Here is a 17,274-nt window from a genome sequence, read left to right as displayed (position 1 = left end):
ACAGGAAGTCCCGATCAATGAAATACATTGGAGCACACGTCAGTGCCGCCGGAGGTGTCGAAAATGCCCCGGTAAATGCCCATGAATTAGGTGCAACCGCCTTTGCCCTGTTCACCAAGAATCAGCGACAGTGGCACGCCAAACCGCTCTCAATGAAAAGCATCGAGTTATTCAGAGAGCGTTGTGAGCAATACCATTTCACACCGCAACAAATTCTTCCCCACGACAGTTATCTGATCAACCTGGGCCATCCGGAGCCCGAAGCACTGGAAAAGTCCCGGCTGGCATTTATTGATGAGATGGAACGCTGCATGCAGCTTGGTCTTGACCGGCTTAACTTTCACCCGGGCAGCCACCTGAGAAAAATTGAGGTATCGGACTGCCTGAGCAAAATTGCCCAGTCCATCAATATGGCGCTTGAGCAAACTCAGGGCGTCATTGCGGTGATCGAGAATACCGCAGGCCAGGGCAGCAACCTGGGGTGGCAGTTTGAAGAAATCGCCGAAATCATTGATCAGGTTGACGACAAAAGCCGTGTTGGTGTCTGTCTGGATACCTGCCACACTTTTGCTGCCGGTTACGACCTTCGCACTCAGGAGGCCTGCCAGAAAACATTTGCCAAGTTCGACCAAGTCATTGGTTTTCACTACCTCAAAGGCATGCACCTGAACGACTCCAAAGGCGCGCTGGGCTCACGAAAAGACCGGCACCACAGCCTGGGTCAGGGCGAGATTGGCTGGGAAGTATTCCGCTATATCATGTCAGACAGTCGTTTTGATGGCATTCCCATGGTTCTCGAAACCATTGATGAAACGATCTGGGCTGATGAAATAAACGCTTTGAAAATGATGTCTGCATAGATGTCTGCAGTTATAGTGCCGGTAGCGAGCGATAAGCTTACTACCGGAGTTCTATCGCTTTGCGGAACAACCTTTAAAGCTCTTGAACTATTCCAGAAATTATCTGTCCAATCAGTCATAGAATAGATAATTTTTTGGAGCAAATATTGATGAATACTGCCCCCCTGCCGATTTGCATCGGCATTAACAGATTGGCACACCCGCTTAGCAGGCTGGCTTCGCACAATTTACGCAATGTAGAAGGTGCCTTTGGTTGTCGCTCGGTTATTACATGCAATGCCCGGCACTATAGCAACAAGCTTTCACGCGGTGACGAAACCACGGACCGAAAAAACACCATACGAAAAATAGGTAAAATCGGTGGGCAACAAAACCTGGTGCGTCTGCTAAGTGATGACCTGCTTAAACAAAAAGGATCAGCACTGGGTGCTTCATCACTCTCATTGGTGAACATCACTAATATCTTTGAATTCTCACATTGCCCGATAGTATTTTCTGCCTCCTTAGGGCTTTTGGTTGCGGGAAAATTCATCCAGGGGGTCAATACATCGATCAAACCAGAGTTTGATAACATGTCATCATCTGAGCTGGAGCAGGAGCTGGCACTTAAACAAGCCTGTCTGAAGGCACAAGTTAGAAAAGCCCTGGATAAATGGTTCTTTGATGACGAAGGTAATGCTGATATCGAGCTTAAGATCGAGCTTAATATTGATACCACCTCATATTACTTCGATAGCAATGATTATGGATTTGTAGAGCACTCTAGCTTCAAAAAGTTAGGCATTGATTTTGAGTCTTCATTAGGCAGGCAAGACGTATTGGATGCATTAGCAAATGATCAGGATGGTTTCGATGCCAAAAAGCGTCTTCTTGGTGAACTGCAATGAGTGAGGGTTAATTAAACGCTGTTACACGGCAACATGTCTTTAATGTTACTTCAGCTTGCAGACGCTAATACCTGAATCCGTCAGTTCTCAACTGGGAAATTAGCCTGAAAAGGCTACTGACGAAGGATCTTTATACAAAAGCTATTGATCCTGATTCAGGTTTTAATAACCTTCTATTCATAAAATCATCATTCAATTGCTTATCGATGACGTTTCAATCATTACACTTTGCAACCTCTATCCCATTAGTAAAGTGAATCGGTCTTTCACAAAACAGTCAAAAATTAAAATGAACGTTTTTATAAAAAAAATGTCTAATTTGTATCAAATTAGATTTTACCAACCATTTCAACAAATCATCAAAAACAAATTAGTTGATTTTATTAATTGGAATCAAACGGTTATTAAACATAGGGAACTGAAAAGACATGGATCGGGAAGCAATATCAAGCGGGCATAAACTCTATACGAGTGAATTGGTAAATAAAGTACTGCCTGAAATAACTGTATCCGATGAATTAGAGAGTAACAGGAAAAGCTTCAGTAAAGAACGAACACCTCGGACAGGCAAACCTCTGGATCATCACACACTCAAAGTAGTCTATGTTGGCATGGGCCCTAATGCCCTTTGGAATGCCTTGCAGACGAAAGCAAAGTGTTCTGATACGTATATAGAAATGTTTGAAAAGAGAACGGAATACGCTCGAAATCATACGGTTAACATCGATGATCAATGCTTCAGATCACTAAATTGTTATGACAATCAAGTCTTAAAAGAGGGAATGAATCAGCTCAGAAACAAAATACAGAGTCAGCATGGCCATATCAGTTGCCAGGAGTTTGAAACTGACCTGAAGTTAATTGCCCAAAAAATGGGCATAACAATGCATACTGGCAGTCATTACGAAGTGATTGCCATTGGTGACGGTAAAATAAAGTATCAATCAGGAGAAGCCCTGTTTGACGCCCTTGTCTGTGCCGATGGAGCGCATTCAAAAAGTAGAAAAGCGTTACTGAAAATGGCAGATCATCCCAACGACCAGGGAGAAGAGATTGCTTTCTCGCAATTGTCATCAATCGATGAAGACAGCGAGTTTCAAACTAAAAAAGACCTTCAATATCGAGTCAGAGTCAAATACCAGGTCCAGGGTCCGACCCGGAAACTGGTCAGTGGCTGGCTTATTTTTTTCCGCTATGCATATGCAACGTTCAAAGTGATGTTATCACCGGTTGAAGAGAGAATTCGCAAGCTCAATGAACAGACTAACGAAGTCACCATCGACTTTTTTATTTCAAAAAAAGAGTATGACAGCTTGTCTGGCTATAACCTTGGTCATGCAGCGACGCTTTCCGACAGTAAGGTGAGTGAAGCCCTGAAAGAAAAAATAAAAAACTGGCAAGTGATAAAACAGCAATTCTGTCAGGAGACCATTATCGCTGACACTGAGGAGTTAACTCCCTATACCCTGTCTATTTTCCATGCCAGAAAAGTTCACCATGTAACGCCATCAGGACAACTTATCTGCATTGTCGGAGATGCAGCCACATCGCTCCCCTATAACCGCTCGTTGAATAACTTTCTGGTTGTTGGTGCAAAACTTGGCAGAAAACTGGGATCTGCAACAAGGGCAGATCTTGCCATAACAGGAAAAGCCTATGCGCAATACGCTGGCCAAAGGGCTCGTTGGGAAGGCTTTAAGGCCATACTCAAAAATTTCATTATCAATGCAACGAGACTCTATCTAGAGGTAAGCAATAAGGTATGCTGGCAAACCAATGCATGGGACCCAAAGATGCTTAAGGAGCTGAGAAAAAAATTACCTGAACGGGAAACTCACTGGAATCACCCCACTACTGTGTTCAAGCTTGACGGAAACACTGGCTGACAGCATGAGCTGACAGCCAGACAGGAAGGGGATCAGAACTGTTTAAGAATCTTTTCCACACTGTCGGTCGCATCACCAAACAGCATGCGGCTATTCTCACGGAAAAAGAGTGGGTTCGAAACACCCGCATAGCCGGTGGCCATCGAACGTTTGAAGATGATCACTTCGCCAGCTTCCCAAACCCGCAGTACCGGCATGCCGGCAATCGGGCTGCCAGGATCTTCGGCAGCCGGGTTCACCGTATCGTTGGCACCAATCACCAGAACCGTGTCGGTATCGGCAAAGTCATCGTTGATCTCATCCATCTCTTCAACGATATCATAAGGCACTTTTGCCTCTGCCAGCAGTACATTCATATGCCCCGGCAGACGACCGGCAACCGGGTGAATACCAAAACGAACCTTGATACCGCGATCCCGCAGCTTATTAACCAGATCACGAACCGGGTGCTGTGCCTGGGCAACGGCCATGCCATAGCCGGGAGTGATAATGACACTGGAGGAGCTCTTCAGACGCTCCGCAACCTCTTCTGCGCTGACTTCAGTGTACTCACCCTGATCACCACCTTCGACAATCGTGCCTTCCTCGGTACCAAAGCCACCCAGAATCACCGAAATAAATGAGCGGTTCATGGCCGCGCACATCAGGTAAGAGAGAATGGCACCGGAAGAACCCACCATGGCGCCGGTAATAATCAGCAGGTTGTTGCCCAACATAAAACCGGTCATGGCCGCCGCCAGACCTGAGTAGGCATTAAGCATCGACACCACGACCGGCATATCGGCACCACCAATTCCCAGCACCAGAGTAACACCAAAGGCAAAGGCCAGGATGGTCACCAGTAACAGAGCCAGAATACTGTGCTGTTGAACATAGACAACACCCATCAAAACCGCCAGGCCAAGAATCACCAGGTTGGTCCAGTGCTTACCTGGAAGTGATACAGGACGGCTGGAAATCTTGCCATGAAGCTTGAGCGCTGCCACAACCGAACCACTGAACGTCAACGCACCAATGATAATCCCGATAAAAATTTCAGAGCTGTGAATCAGCTGCTCAGTGGACATGACCAGGTCTTTAAACTGTACGGCCAGGGAATCGTTTACTTCCAGCGCACTGGCAAAGCCAATCAGTACTGCCGCCAGACCACCAAAGCCGTTCAGTATGGCAACCAACTGTGGCATCTCCGTCATCTGGACTTTCATCGCCAGATAAAGGCCAACACCCGAACCGACAATCATGCAGAGCGTGACCAGGGTCATCCCGGCAATATGGGCATGGGCAAGGGTTGCCAGAACCGCAACCACCATACCGATGATGCCGTATATATTACCGTTTTTTGCGGTATCCTGTCGGCTAAGCCCGGCAAGGCTCATAACAAACATTAATGCAGCGACCAGATAAGCCGCTACCAGTAATCCTTCAGACATTGCAAGCGACTCCTGTTAATCCAGACGGAACATCTTGAGCATCCGCTGGGTAACAGCGAATCCACCCACGATATTGATGACAGCAACCGTGATGGCAATGCCCGACAGTGCAAGTACGATATTATTGTCACTGCCCAGCTGAACAAGACCACCAACAACCACAATACCACTGATGGCATTGGTGACACTCATCAACGGAGTATGCAGCGCAGACTTCACATTCCAGATGACGTAATAACCGACGATGGAAGCGAGTACGAAAACGGTGAAATGTTCCAGGAAATTACTTGGGGCAGAATTAGCCAGACAACCAAAGAGAACAGCGCCGACAGCCATCAGCAACGGCTTCAGCCAGGGTCTGGACTTTTCCTTTTTCTCAGGCTCCCTGGCCATAACCGGTTCAGGCTGTGCCGTCGGCGCAGCGCTGACTTTCACCGGAGGGGGTGGCCAGGTGATACTTCCGTCACGGATAACGGTTAAGCCCCGGATAACTTCATCATCAAAGTTGATATCAATCTGCCCATCCTTGTTTGGACAGAGCAGTTTCAGCAGATTGACCAGGTTAGTGCCGTACAGTTGCGACGCCTGGGTAGGCAGACGGCTTGGCAGATCAGTATAACCGATAACTTTTACGCCATGAGCGACCGTGATCTGGTCCTTGACGGTGCATGCACAGTTACCACCGGTCTGGGCAGCAAGATCGACAATAACACTGCCGGGCTTCATCGCCTTGACCATGTCTTCGGTGATCAGCCTGGGTGACGGTTTGCCGGGAATAAGTGCAGTCGTGATGATGATATCAACTTCTCGAGCCTGCTCCATAAAGAGCGCCATCTCAGCATCAATAAATGCCTGACTCATCTCTTTCGCATAACCATCGGCAGCGTCCTGTTCCTCCTCATCTTCCGATGAAAAGACCAGCTCAAGGAACTCGGCCCCCATACTCTCAACCTGCTCTTTTACTTCAGGCCGGGTATCGAACGCTCGCACAATGGCCCCCATGCTGCCAGCGGCACCAAGGGCAGCCAGACCAGCAACACCGGCACCAATGACCAGTACCTTGGCTGGCGGAATTTTACCAGCCGCCGTGATCTGCCCATTAAAAAAGCGGCCAAACTCATGAGATGCTTCAACCACCGCACGGTAGCCACCGATATTGGCCATGGAACTCAGAGCATCCAGAGACTGGGAGCGAGACAGGCGCGGTACGCTGTCCATCGCCAGAATGTTCACTTTACGCTGACTGAGCTTGTTCATCAGCTCTTCATTCTGGGCAGGCCAGACGAAGCTGGCCAAGGTGGAACCATTCTTAAGCAGGGCAATTTCATCATCAATTGGCGCGTTAACCTTCAGAATGATATCTGAATTCCAGACTTCATCACGATCAACGATCCGGGCACCAGCCAGAGTATATGCTTCATCCTCAAAGCTCGCTTTTACCCCTGCACCACGTTCTACGACGATGTTAAAACCGAGCTTCTGCAACTTATCCACGGTATCGGGCGTTGCAGCAACACGATTCTCATTTTCCTGGACCTCTCCAGGGATCCCTATGCGCATAACGGTCACCTAATAATGACTTACACTGTACGATGATATAAAAAAATATTACTTTATCATCAATCGCTTAACATCAAACTGAGACAAAACTTGCTTATCTGTATCACGCCATTTCCCCCCTGACACCTACGCATCGAACCAAGCAAAACAGTTCATGGAAACAATATTTGTCAAATCCAGCTACAACCATTATTTGCAGGGCCGTAGCTCCTATACGACAAAGGGCGGGGTAAGTATTGTACCCGCTCATCTTACCTGCGCAACCACCTGCGCATTAGTCTGTATGGACGATAGAAACGGTATAAAAGTTCATAAAAATCAAAAACGTCAGAGGTAAAAGACAATGAGAGAACAATCACAGAACAATCACAGAACAATCACAGAACAATGGCAAAACACAGAAAGAAAAGCAGAAGCACCAGAAAAGCCACTCCACAAAACGACAACTTTCACTCAAACGTTGGGCAACTTTAATAATCCACAACTAATCTTCCACAAGAGCCATCTAAAAGGGTTGAGTGATGAAACGTGTAGTTACTCTTGCTGGTATAGGGTTACTGGCAATCAGTCTTTCTACTACGGGCATGGGAAATAAGCCCGATTCAGACATCATGGCGTTAATGAGTAACCAGATCACCAACGGCAAATCCTTCCAGAGCCAGCAAATTTACAACCAATGGGGGTGTACAGGAAAAAACAGATCACCAGAACTGAGGTGGAACAATATACCCGAAGGAACCAAAAGCTTTGCCGTAACCATGTACGATCCGGATGTACCTACCAGCAGCGGTTGGTGGCACTGGGTGGTGATCAATATTCCCGGCAATGTCCAAAGCCTGCCGTTAAATGCAGGTTCGGAAGGTGGAAAGAACCTTCCCGAAGGGGCAAGCATGCTGAAAAATGATTATGGATTTAAAGGCTATGGTGGTGCTTGCCCTCCACCAAACTCTGCACCGCATAACTACCGTATTACCGTTTACGCTCTGGATATCCCTAACCTGGATATAAACAGCAATGCCACACCAGCAATGGCTGACTTTTATATTCTACAGCACACATTGGCTAAAGCGGTGCTCACAGCACCCACCAATGCCAGATGAGGTGATACATTACGGCAGACCGCCAGTGCTTAAAGTACAAATACGACCTAAGCCTGAACCTGAGCACTCCGGCCTTTATTCGTGATCTTCCCATTTCAGGCTGCGTTCTACAGCTTTCTTCCAGCCTTGGTACAGCCCTGTTCGCTGCTCATCATCCATCACCGGACGATAGACACGATCAACGCCGACTTTGTCCTTAAGCTCATCAATGCTCCTCCAGAAACCAACGGCAAGACCTGCCAGGTAAGCGGAACCTGCGGCTGTTGACTCGGTTACCGTTGGGCGAACGACTTCTTTATTCAGAATGTCCGACTGGAACTGCATCAGGAAGTTGTTGGTCACGGCACCACCATCCACACGAAGCTGCTTCATTTCGATACCGGCATCCTGCTGCATCGCTTCAATCAGGTCCCGGGACTGGTAAGCAATAGCCTCCAGTGTCGCACGGACGATATGGTTGCGGTTAGCGCCACGGGTCAGGCCAAAGATTGCACCACGGGCATAAGGGTCCCAGTATGGAGCTCCGAGACCGACAAAACCCGGCACCACATAAACACCATTGGTGTCTTGTACTTTACTGGCAAAATATTCGGTATCCGCCGCGTCACGGACCAGACCCAGTTCATCACGAAGCCACTGAACACAAGCCCCTCCCATAAAGACAGAACCTTCCAGTGCGTAGTGCACCTTATCATCAATACCAAAGGCGATGGTGGTTAACAGGCCATTTTCAGACTTGACAGGCGCCTCTCCGGTATTCATCAACAGGAAGCACCCCGTGCCATAGGTGTTCTTGGCCATACCTTTTTCATGGCACATCTGGCCAAACAGTGCAGCCTGCTGATCACCGGCCATACCTGCAACCGGAATCCGCGTTCCACCTTTACCGCCAATGTTGGTCTTGCCATAAATTTCTGAGCTGGACTTTACTTCAGGTAGCATGCTGCGGGGAATATCCAGTGCCTGCAGAATAGTGTCATTCCACTCAAGACGATTGATATCAAAAAGCATGGTCCGTGAAGCGTTGGTTACATCGGTAACATGGGCACGGCCATCGGTGAGCTTCCAGGTCAGCCAGGTATCCACTGTACCAAATAACAGATCACCTTTTCCGGCGCTTTCACGGGCACCCTCTACGTTATCAAGAATCCACTTGATTTTCGTGCCAGAGAAATAAGCATCCAGAACCAGACCGGTGGTTTCACGGATATGACATTCCAGACCCGCTTTTTTTAATTGTTCGCAGATGTCCGTTGTACGACGGCATTGCCATACAATGGCGTTATAGACAGGCTGACCGGTATTTTTATCCCAGACAACGGTAGTTTCACGCTGATTGGTAATACCAAGAGCAGCCACCTCATCAGGTCGAATATTGGTTTTTGCCAGCACTTCGGTCAGCACCGAACTCTGGGTCGCCCAAATCTCCATCGGGTTGTGCTCAACCCAGCCTGGTCGGGGATAGTACTGGGTAAACTCTCGCTGAGAAGTCCCTACGACATCGCCATCATGGTTAAAAATGATGGCACGTGAACTGGTTGTACCCTGGTCGAGAGAAACAATGTATTTCTTTTCAGTGGTCATTCTTCTGTCCTTAATTCCTTAACCGGCAGAATGCCTTAAGGTGTTTTCGAAGACCAGCTAACGATACGAGATCATAATGTTCCCCAGATTGGTAAAGCAGTTGTTACTGCATCCCAACCTGACGGACTCAGCAAGGTTTTTTATCGATAGGGACTTGTGCCAATGCCTCCCCCATCTTGATGGACAAGCCTGGCTGCCAGTTTTCCAGCCAATCTATCTGATTCTTGCCAAAGAGAACAATCGCGGTCGAGCCCAGCTTGAAACGACCCATTTCATCACCACGATCCAATTCAATGGACTGACTGGCCTCACCGTAGGTGGTGGTGGCAACCTGCCCTCTTTGTGGTGTTACCAGACCGGCCCAAACGGTTTCAATGCTGGCTACATTGATTGCACCAACCATGATAACCGCCATTGGGCCGTATTGCGTATCAAAAATACTGACTACCCGTTCGTTTCGGGCAAAGAGATTGGGGACGTTCTCAACTGTCCCCTGATTTACAGAGAAAAGGCGTCCGGGCACATGGATCATCTTATGCAGGGACCCTGCCGCAGGTATATGAACACGGTGATAGTCTCTTGGAGAGAGATAAATGGTGGCAAACTTACCCCCCATAAACTCTTGTCCAAGTTCCAGGTCACCACCGAGCAGTTCGACCAGACTGTAGTCATGGCCTTTGGCCTGAAACACTCTGCCGTAATTGATGTCCCCTATCTGACTGATGACACCATCAGCCGGACTGACAATCATCTGTGGATCTTCCGGTAAAGGTCGGGCTCCATCCTTTAATGACCGGGTAAAGAAGTCATTGAAGTGAATGTACTCTTCAGCGTCTTCTCGTTTAGCCTCACCCATATTGACGTGGTAGTGATCAATTGCCCAGCGAATCAGGCCATTTTTGAACCACGGAACCCGGCATTCGACAAAATAGTACACAGCTCTGGAGATCAGGTGATGGGGCAACACAAACTGAACAGCTGCAAACAGTTTCTCTTTCACGATGGTGGAGTATCCTGTAGTTAAAATACGTGTCTGATCAAAATCGGGGCAATAATGCTCGGAAAACAGGAAAGTGGCTGCCATTGTAATCCATGGCATGACGGCCTGCACCTGCGGTGATTATATCGGTGATAGCTAAGTTTGCTTATTGAGCTACCGGTGTATGAGGCAGATTCCCCCACTCAGACCAGGAGCCGTCATAGGCTCTGACCGATTTAAAGCCAAGGGTTTTGGCAACAAGATAGGTAAACCCTGAGCGGTGATGGGCCTGACAGTGGGTAATGATTTGCTGATCTCTTGTCAGACCAAGAGCCTCAAGCTCTGCAACCAGCCCTTCTTTGATTCGATAGTTCTTTTCCGGGTCCATGGCTCGGGTCCACTCAAAATTAACCGCCCCGGGGATATGACCGGCTTTCTGTGCCATGACCTTTTCTCCGAAGTATTCTTGCGGAGAACGTGCATCCCAGATAGTAAACTCCGGGCTGTCCAATGTCGCAAGAATGAAGTCACAGCTGGCAATAACACGGTCATCAATAGTGAGCGATACTTTTGTACTAGCTCTTTCGTTTGGCCTGGACTCTCCCGGATGCCCTTCTTTCAACCAGGCATGGATACCACCATTGAGATAAGAGTATTTCCGGTGACCAATCACATCGAGCGTCCAGATAAAGCGACCTGCCCAGCCACCGCCTTCATCATCGTAAACAATAAAGTGTTCTTCACCGGTAAAGCCCAGTTCACTGAATAATGATTCCAATTGGCTGAGTGCCGGAAGTTTACCGCGGGCAGGCGGTGTTCCTGCAACCAGTCGATGTGGCTGTACACTAATGGCTCCGGGAACATGAGCCTGCTGATATAACCGGGGATTACAAAGATCAATAATCACCAGGCGATTTTTTACTGACGCATTGTCTTCAGAAGTGAATATGTACTCCAGTTCTTCTGGTTCCAGGATAAGTGGCAGCTTGTTATTGTCAGTCATATCAGGTCCAGAGCGGTAAATTCAACATTCTATTGTCAAGGGTTAAATATTACTATCCTGGAAAAATCCCTTACACAAATGAGTCACTCTCATGGTGGCTTTCTAAATTTCAGTCCGGTAAACCGGCACGCCGGATCATTTTGCCTGAAAAGCCTTATCGACTACCAGCCCCTTTTCCCTTGCACCACTATCTCCCCTAAACCGCGATGGTCCATCCCTTAATGTGCCAGTACCATCGGTGCCCGTTAGCTTGGCTGATTCCGTCCATTAATGCAGGCCTTCGCTGTTGTCCTCACTGGCATTGCCGACTCGACCGATGCAACGAGTGCTTTTTTTTGCAGGTACCTTTCGGCTTTGGCAAGTGCCCGGAGACGATATCAAGAACGGAGTTATTGCCGGTCATTTTATATCTCCTTGTAAACAGCCAGCCTATGAATTGGGGGTTATTCTGAGAAAGCCATAAAAATTTCAAATATGGAACTTTTTCAGAAATTTGAACTCCAAACTATAGGACTAGAAATTTAATGAACTAAAACACTGAAGGGAGCCATCACTATGTTTAATATTGGTAATTTTGTTGCTACAAATCCCGGTTGTCATTCAACATTCACATCGACCAATGGCACTACTGTTGTTTCTAGTTCTGCTGGATCTGAGCAAAAAACGTACACCCATATAAATGATACATCTGTAAAAAGAGACGATGTCAATATTGCAGGTAATGTTCATTCTGAATCTCAAGTAATTCTTAATAGATCTCAGGTAGGAGGTTTTATTGAAGCAGGAATGTGTGTAGAACTGGATCAATCCCAAGTGAAAGGCAATATTAAAGCAGGAACGCATGTATCGCTGGATCGATCCCAAGTGGAAGGCAGTATTGAAGCCATGACATATGTGGCAGTAAGGAGATCCCAAGTGCAAGGTAGTGTCAGTGCTCAAAGTCCAATAACAATTGATCGTTCACAAATATCTCATAATGTAACTTCTCCTCATAAATTGACTATTAACAGTTCAAGAGTGGAAGGTTTTTTAAAAACAGGTGGTTCTTTTACCAAAATAGATCAAAATTCATATATAAATGAAGTGATTATCGAACCACACATACAGGAAATGATATTCAGTACTCAGCCAATTAAGCAAACAATTGAAATCAATCATCAATCGACAGTCGGTAACATCACTTTTAAAAGTGGAAATGGAGAAGTCCTGGTAAAAAATGGGTCAAAAGTTACCGGTAAGGTAACTGGTGGTCACATCAAATATGAGCAAGATGAAGCACAGCGTTATTCTTCTACACCATATGGATATGGCAGTATCTTCGTTGAACCAGGGGGAACAGTTCGTTTCACTTCGGTTTCTTCAGGTGGTCGATTTACCTTTACAGCGGGAGGAAGCTATAAGCCTAAAGAACCTAGAGAAAGAAGCCATAAGCCTAGAGAAAGAAGCCATAAGCCTCAAGAAAACCATAAGCCTCAAGAAAGCCATAAGCCTCAAGAAAACCATAAGCCTAAAGAAAGTCATAAATCAGAAGTCAAAAAGTACACACGTCAAAGTATTGCTAAAGAAATTGGTTATGATTTAAAAAATGCTCCAGCCACAGATTACAGAATCATGGCATTTAAGGCTCACCCCGATAGAGGAGGTTCTACTGAACTAATGCAAGAGTTAAACAGGCTCTACAATAAATAAAGTGGTTTTCATTCTGGCTCTGCCTGACATACTTAGCCAGGCAGTGATTATGGCAAGGGCTACCTTGGCTAAATCAAAATCTGGATAATGATATTAAGAACGGTTTTTGTGCTGCCAGGATTTGGATTCCTGTAGGATACCCGGTCAGCATGGAGAAATGCTAGTTTTTTGCAGGCAGAAAATTTCCGTAGATGGAACTTTTGTAATTTCTCAAAAAGTGCTGGAAGCAGGATAATTTCGGTCAGTCGTCTATCCTCTCACCATGGCTTTTCTAGAACACCAGCAGTTACAACCTGAAGATCTACTGAGATTCATCACTCAGCAGCAAGAGCAGATCATTCAGCTCAAAGAGCAGATAGAATTGCTTGAAGCAGAGATTCGTCGTCTAAAAAAACTGCCCGCAAAGCCTGACATCAAACCAAACACCAAACCTCCCGATGATGACACCGGCAGCCCTGATGGAGATCCATCCGCTCCTGAGGGTAACGATGGAGCCAGCCCAGACACCTCGTCAAAGCAGAAGGTTAAGAAGCCCAACGAGAAAACCAGAAAGCAGCGTAAACAGCCCCGAAAGCCATCGGCGGAAAAATCCATACCCATTGCTGCCACTGATGTTCCGGAGGGATCAATCAGGAATGGAACCACCCCTTTTCATGTTCAGGAACTGACAATACAAACATCCAGTATTGAATATCTTTTAGAGCAATGGGTGACACCCGATGGACAAACCATTACGGCCAAACCGCCAGCCAGCCTTCATGGACATCATTACGGGCCAATGCTGCAGGCCTACGTTCTGCACCAGTATCATGGTTGCTCCGTTACCCAGCCAGAACTGCTGGACTGGCTATGGGACATTGGAATCTCTATTTCCAGCGGGGAACTCAGCCAGCTTCTGACGAAAGGACACGAGCAGTTCCATGCTGAGAAAGATGAGCTGTTGACTACAGGTATTCGCTGTTCAAGTTATATCCAGACAGACGACACGGGAACAAGGCATAAGGGGAAGAACGGTTACTGCACCATCATCAATAACGAGTCCTTTGCCTGGTTCGAGAGCACAGACAGCAAAAGCCGGGAAAATTTCGTAAGCCTACTGCACCGCCCATGGTCAACTTACACGTTCACCGACGATGCCTTGATCTATCTGGAAAAACTGGATTACCCCAAAAAGTGGCTACGCGTTCTTAATCCATACAGAGGCGTCACCTTCCTGAGCCATGAAGCCTGGGAAGAATGTATGAAAGACCTGAGACTAACTGGTAGACGGCGCCAGCAGGCCAGTGAAGCCATGATTTATGGCAGCCTGATACAGCATGGAGCAGGACATCTTACCACCTTCAGTGATGGGGCAAGGCAGTTCGACGTTTTCAAACACAGCCAGTGCTGGATACATGCAGAGCGAGGGCTGGCAAAAGTTCATCCGGTCAATGATCAGCAGGCCATGGCTCAGAAATGGCTTCGGACATGGTTCTGGGCCATTTACGATGACCTTAAAGACTTCAAGACAGAGCCAACTGAAAAAAAGGCAATAAAAGTACGACAGGGGTTCCAGGCGCTGATCCAAACCCAAACGTGCAGTGGGCTTCTTCAGGATGCTCTGTCAGGGTTGGCTGTAATCAAGGAAGAGCTATTACTGGTTCTGGATGACCCGAGCTTACCGCTGCACAACAACCTGAGCGAGAGTCAGATACGAGAATATGTTAAACGACGAAAGATCAGTAGTGGGACGCGAAGCGATTTGGGGCGGCAATGTCGCGACACCTTTGCCAGCCTGAAAAAAACGTGTCGCCTGTATGGTCTCTCTTTTTGGGATTATCTGAAAAGCCGACGTAACTATTCAGCACTGAGCAAAGGCATATTACAGTAATTCCGAACAGCTCTATGAAGTGATTGATATATGTCCATTCCCTGTTTTCTGGCAGACGACAAATAGCTGCGAATCCGTGCAAACATAGAACCACCGTCTGCACTCCTGAAGCAGCCTGAGATTTTCTGCTTTAACTTGGCCATTCGAACATCCCGCTCACTGCCATTGTTATCGAAGGGAATGGTAAAATCTGACATGAAGCGCAGTGTCTCAGCCTTGAACTCAGTGAGTCGTTTGAAGAGATTGTAAGCTTTAGTATTCTTGACTTTCTTGCGCTTAAGCTCCTCTCGTTGCTTCTCCATATAGACGACTTCTTTCATTAGAGCCCGCTGAAGCAACCGGTCATAAATCTTCTCGATTCGTTCACAGACAACACTTGGCATCTGTAGCATACCTATGGTCTTAAAGCCCTTGCAGTAATGCCAGGAAAGCCTCAGTAGCTTCATCAATCGCAACGCCAGTTGATTGCTGTCCCTATCAACAACACCCAAAAGCTCCCTCAGGTGATGGGCATTGCAAAGTACGTGAGTTGCCGCATATGCAAAATAGGATTTCCAATGATCATGAACCAGAACGCCTGCAAATGTTAGCAGTATGCCCATCGTGTCCATGGCCTCACGACCTCGCTTTTCAGACAAGTAGTAGAGCGTCCATTGTTCATCCCGCATAACGTGTAGCCAGTGCAAAGAGCCCTCGGCCCGCATACCCGTTTCATCGGCTCCGGCAACAGACGATTCCCGCAAGGCGTCACGAATAACCTCTTCAGTAGAAGCCAGATTTTCATAGGTTCTGGCCACAAAATTGGCGACAGTGCCTGCACTTACACTCATTTTATAGAGAGTATTAAAATACTCTGACACGCGCTTAAAAGGCAGGAAATGGTATTGGTTAAGATAGACGGCCATAGCCTGTGTGGCTGAGCCATATTGTGCGGCAGCGGTAACACCTTCCGGGAATTCAGCCTGATTCCGACAACCACAAGTGCAGATTTTTACTTCAGCTCTATGGGCCGTTACTTCAAATTCACCCGGTCTCCCTGGTTCAAACACCTGTCGTTCAATATATTTGACCGGCTCACTATCAAGAAGAGACGCCTGACATTTATTGCATTCTTTAACCGGAAGGTACTCAATATAGTCAGGGATATCGACCTGTTTAAGACAAGTGCCCTGATGCCCTTTCTTTCCACCGGCTTTATTACCAGAAGACTGTCTCAGACTTTTAGGATTGGGTTTTTCATCCGATGGATCGGTACCTTTATCTGCGGAAAGGTCGTCAGAATGATCTGGAGAATTACTGTTTTTACAAGGTTTTTGATAACCATCAGACGATGGCGGCTTGCTGCTGTTTTGACTGTTCTTGCCAACCTTTTCTTCCAATTCTCGACATCGCTCTTCCAGACAGGCAACTCTCATCCGCAGCTCTGCATTCTCTTTCAAGAGAATCTCAGCCGACATAGTTGCGGGTAGTTCTGGAATCATGCTGGCGAATATTGTGGAAAAATGGTGCTTAAGAGGATGGTATAAAAATCAGAAAATTCCAGATTTATGTGGGGGTGCTGAACAGTTACAAGCCGACTAATGGGCGATGGGTTATTTCCGAGATTGAGTAACCTGATTGAGGAGGCTTCACGTCATCTTCCGTGTGGTGCTGCCAGCAGTTTTTGAGAAATTACGAACTTTTTTCAAAATTAAAGAACTATCTTATGCTACCCAATATTGCGATTAATAACACAAGACCATTAGAAGATAGACCACTACCCAAAGCAGTAGAATCTGCACAAAATCAAGCAGAACAACCCGGCTATTTCAACTTTTTCCCTGTTGAATTGATACAGGCTATTGCTAGACACCTCACCCTTCCCGATGCTCTACGACTCAAGCAGGCATGCCGTAGAACCAATGAGGCTATCGATCAAAGGACTATCAGACCCTTAATGAGTCAAATTCAATTTAAGAATATGGAAACTTTACCACGTGGGAGTAAATATGATGATATGATACCATGGTACAATTTTTGTATAAATCATAACTATTATAAACACTATGCATACAACCAAAACACAGGTCTTATTGAAAACCCAGAATCAGTAAATATAGAAAATTTCTTCTCAATTTTGAAGTTGAGTAACGCAAGCACTAAGTACAAAGATAAAATGTATACAATGTGCACTGGGTTATTTGAAAATGGGCATGTTTTTTTGATTGCACCTCGTTATACCAATAGCATTGAAGAAGATGCAAATAACCCCAGCAAAGTGTTATTTACAGGAGATCCAAGTAAATTTGATATTAATGCCATCTATTCAGGTAGATCTTTTCAAGAAGTAAAGAAACTAATAAATATAATTCACCAGAATGATCCGATATGGAGTCACATTGATCATATTCTTGATCACCAATATAAGTAAGGTGCCCGTGGCAGGG

Annotated in this window: 13 protein-coding genes; 7 read left to right on the top strand and 6 right to left on the bottom strand. The window is 46.6% G+C overall.

Annotated features, from left to right (window positions below):
• The first annotated feature begins 17 nt into the window (after positions 1–17).
• The 3 genes from nfo to MJO57_RS00285 all read left to right on the top strand — a co-directional run bounded on the left by nfo (position 18) and on the right by MJO57_RS00285 (position 3,633).
• The gene (gene nfo, locus MJO57_RS00295; protein WP_252021970.1) at positions 18–860 is read left to right on the top strand and encodes a deoxyribonuclease IV; all 843 of its coding nucleotides are present in this window, start codon (positions 18–20) and stop codon (positions 858–860) included.
• 149 nt (positions 861–1,009) lie between these two features.
• On the top strand, positions 1,010–1,747 hold the full coding sequence (locus tag MJO57_RS00290; RefSeq protein WP_252021968.1) for a hypothetical protein: 738 nt from the start codon (positions 1,010–1,012) through the stop codon (positions 1,745–1,747).
• 428 nt (positions 1,748–2,175) lie between these two features.
• The gene (locus MJO57_RS00285; protein WP_252021966.1) at positions 2,176–3,633 is read left to right on the top strand and encodes a hypothetical protein; all 1,458 of its coding nucleotides are present in this window, start codon (positions 2,176–2,178) and stop codon (positions 3,631–3,633) included.
• A gap of 32 nt (positions 3,634–3,665) precedes the next feature.
• Here the strand turns inward: MJO57_RS00285 and pntB are convergent, their stop codons facing one another.
• Positions 3,666–5,063 carry a Re/Si-specific NAD(P)(+) transhydrogenase subunit beta gene (gene pntB / locus MJO57_RS00280; RefSeq protein ID WP_252021964.1) on the bottom strand — a complete coding sequence of 466 codons (1,398 nt, stop codon included), beginning with the start codon at positions 5,061–5,063 and terminating at the stop codon, positions 3,666–3,668.
• Positions 5,064–5,078: 15 nt separating this feature from the next.
• On the bottom strand, positions 5,079–6,623 hold the full coding sequence (locus MJO57_RS00275) for a Re/Si-specific NAD(P)(+) transhydrogenase subunit alpha (protein ID WP_252021962.1): 1,545 nt from the start codon (positions 6,621–6,623) through the stop codon (positions 5,079–5,081).
• A 521-nt stretch (positions 6,624–7,144) separates the two neighbouring features.
• Here MJO57_RS00275 and MJO57_RS00270 point away from each other — a divergent pair.
• Positions 7,145–7,723, top strand: a complete 579-nt coding sequence (locus MJO57_RS00270; protein WP_252021960.1) for a YbhB/YbcL family Raf kinase inhibitor-like protein — start codon at positions 7,145–7,147, stop codon at positions 7,721–7,723.
• A gap of 75 nt (positions 7,724–7,798) precedes the next feature.
• On the opposite strand, the gene glpK is transcribed toward MJO57_RS00270, so the two are convergent.
• From glpK to MJO57_RS00255, 3 genes are all read right to left on the bottom strand, one after another.
• Positions 7,799–9,307 carry a glycerol kinase GlpK gene (glpK, locus tag MJO57_RS00265; RefSeq protein WP_252021958.1) on the bottom strand — a complete coding sequence of 503 codons (1,509 nt, stop codon included), beginning with the start codon at positions 9,305–9,307 and terminating at the stop codon, positions 7,799–7,801.
• A gap of 127 nt (positions 9,308–9,434) precedes the next feature.
• Positions 9,435–10,307: an archaetidylserine decarboxylase gene (gene asd, locus MJO57_RS00260; RefSeq protein WP_252021956.1), complete on the bottom strand. Its 873-nt coding sequence runs from the start codon at positions 10,305–10,307 to the stop codon at positions 9,435–9,437.
• Between the two features lie 145 nt (positions 10,308–10,452).
• The gene (locus MJO57_RS00255) at positions 10,453–11,289 is read right to left on the bottom strand and encodes a sulfurtransferase (protein WP_252021954.1); all 837 of its coding nucleotides are present in this window, start codon (positions 11,287–11,289) and stop codon (positions 10,453–10,455) included.
• A 555-nt stretch (positions 11,290–11,844) separates the two neighbouring features.
• Here MJO57_RS00255 and MJO57_RS00250 point away from each other — a divergent pair.
• Positions 11,845–12,978 (top strand): hypothetical protein, encoded by a 1,134-nt coding sequence (locus tag MJO57_RS00250; RefSeq protein ID WP_252021952.1) that lies wholly within the window; start codon positions 11,845–11,847, stop codon positions 12,976–12,978.
• Between the two features lie 262 nt (positions 12,979–13,240).
• Complete coding sequence (locus MJO57_RS00245) at positions 13,241–14,848, top strand: transposase (protein WP_252021950.1); 1,608 nt, start codon at positions 13,241–13,243, stop codon at positions 14,846–14,848.
• Here MJO57_RS00245 and MJO57_RS00240 read toward each other — a convergent pair.
• A complete protein-coding gene (locus tag MJO57_RS00240; protein ID WP_252017330.1) occupies positions 14,815–16,329 on the bottom strand; it encodes an IS66 family transposase in 1,515 nt (504 codons plus the stop codon). The two genes, MJO57_RS00245 and MJO57_RS00240, sit on opposite strands and share 34 nt — an antisense overlap.
• A 224-nt stretch (positions 16,330–16,553) precedes the next feature.
• Between MJO57_RS00240 and MJO57_RS00235 the strand changes: the two genes are divergently transcribed.
• A complete protein-coding gene (locus MJO57_RS00235; protein WP_252021948.1) occupies positions 16,554–17,258 on the top strand; it encodes a hypothetical protein in 705 nt (234 codons plus the stop codon).
• The last annotated feature ends 16 nt before the right edge of the window (positions 17,259–17,274 follow it).

This window comes from Endozoicomonas sp. SCSIO W0465 (assembly GCF_023716865.1).
Lineage (GTDB): Bacteria > Pseudomonadota > Gammaproteobacteria > Pseudomonadales > Endozoicomonadaceae > Endozoicomonas.
The sequence above is the reverse complement of the archived record's forward strand: the minus strand, read 5'-3'. Positions and strand labels throughout refer to the sequence as shown.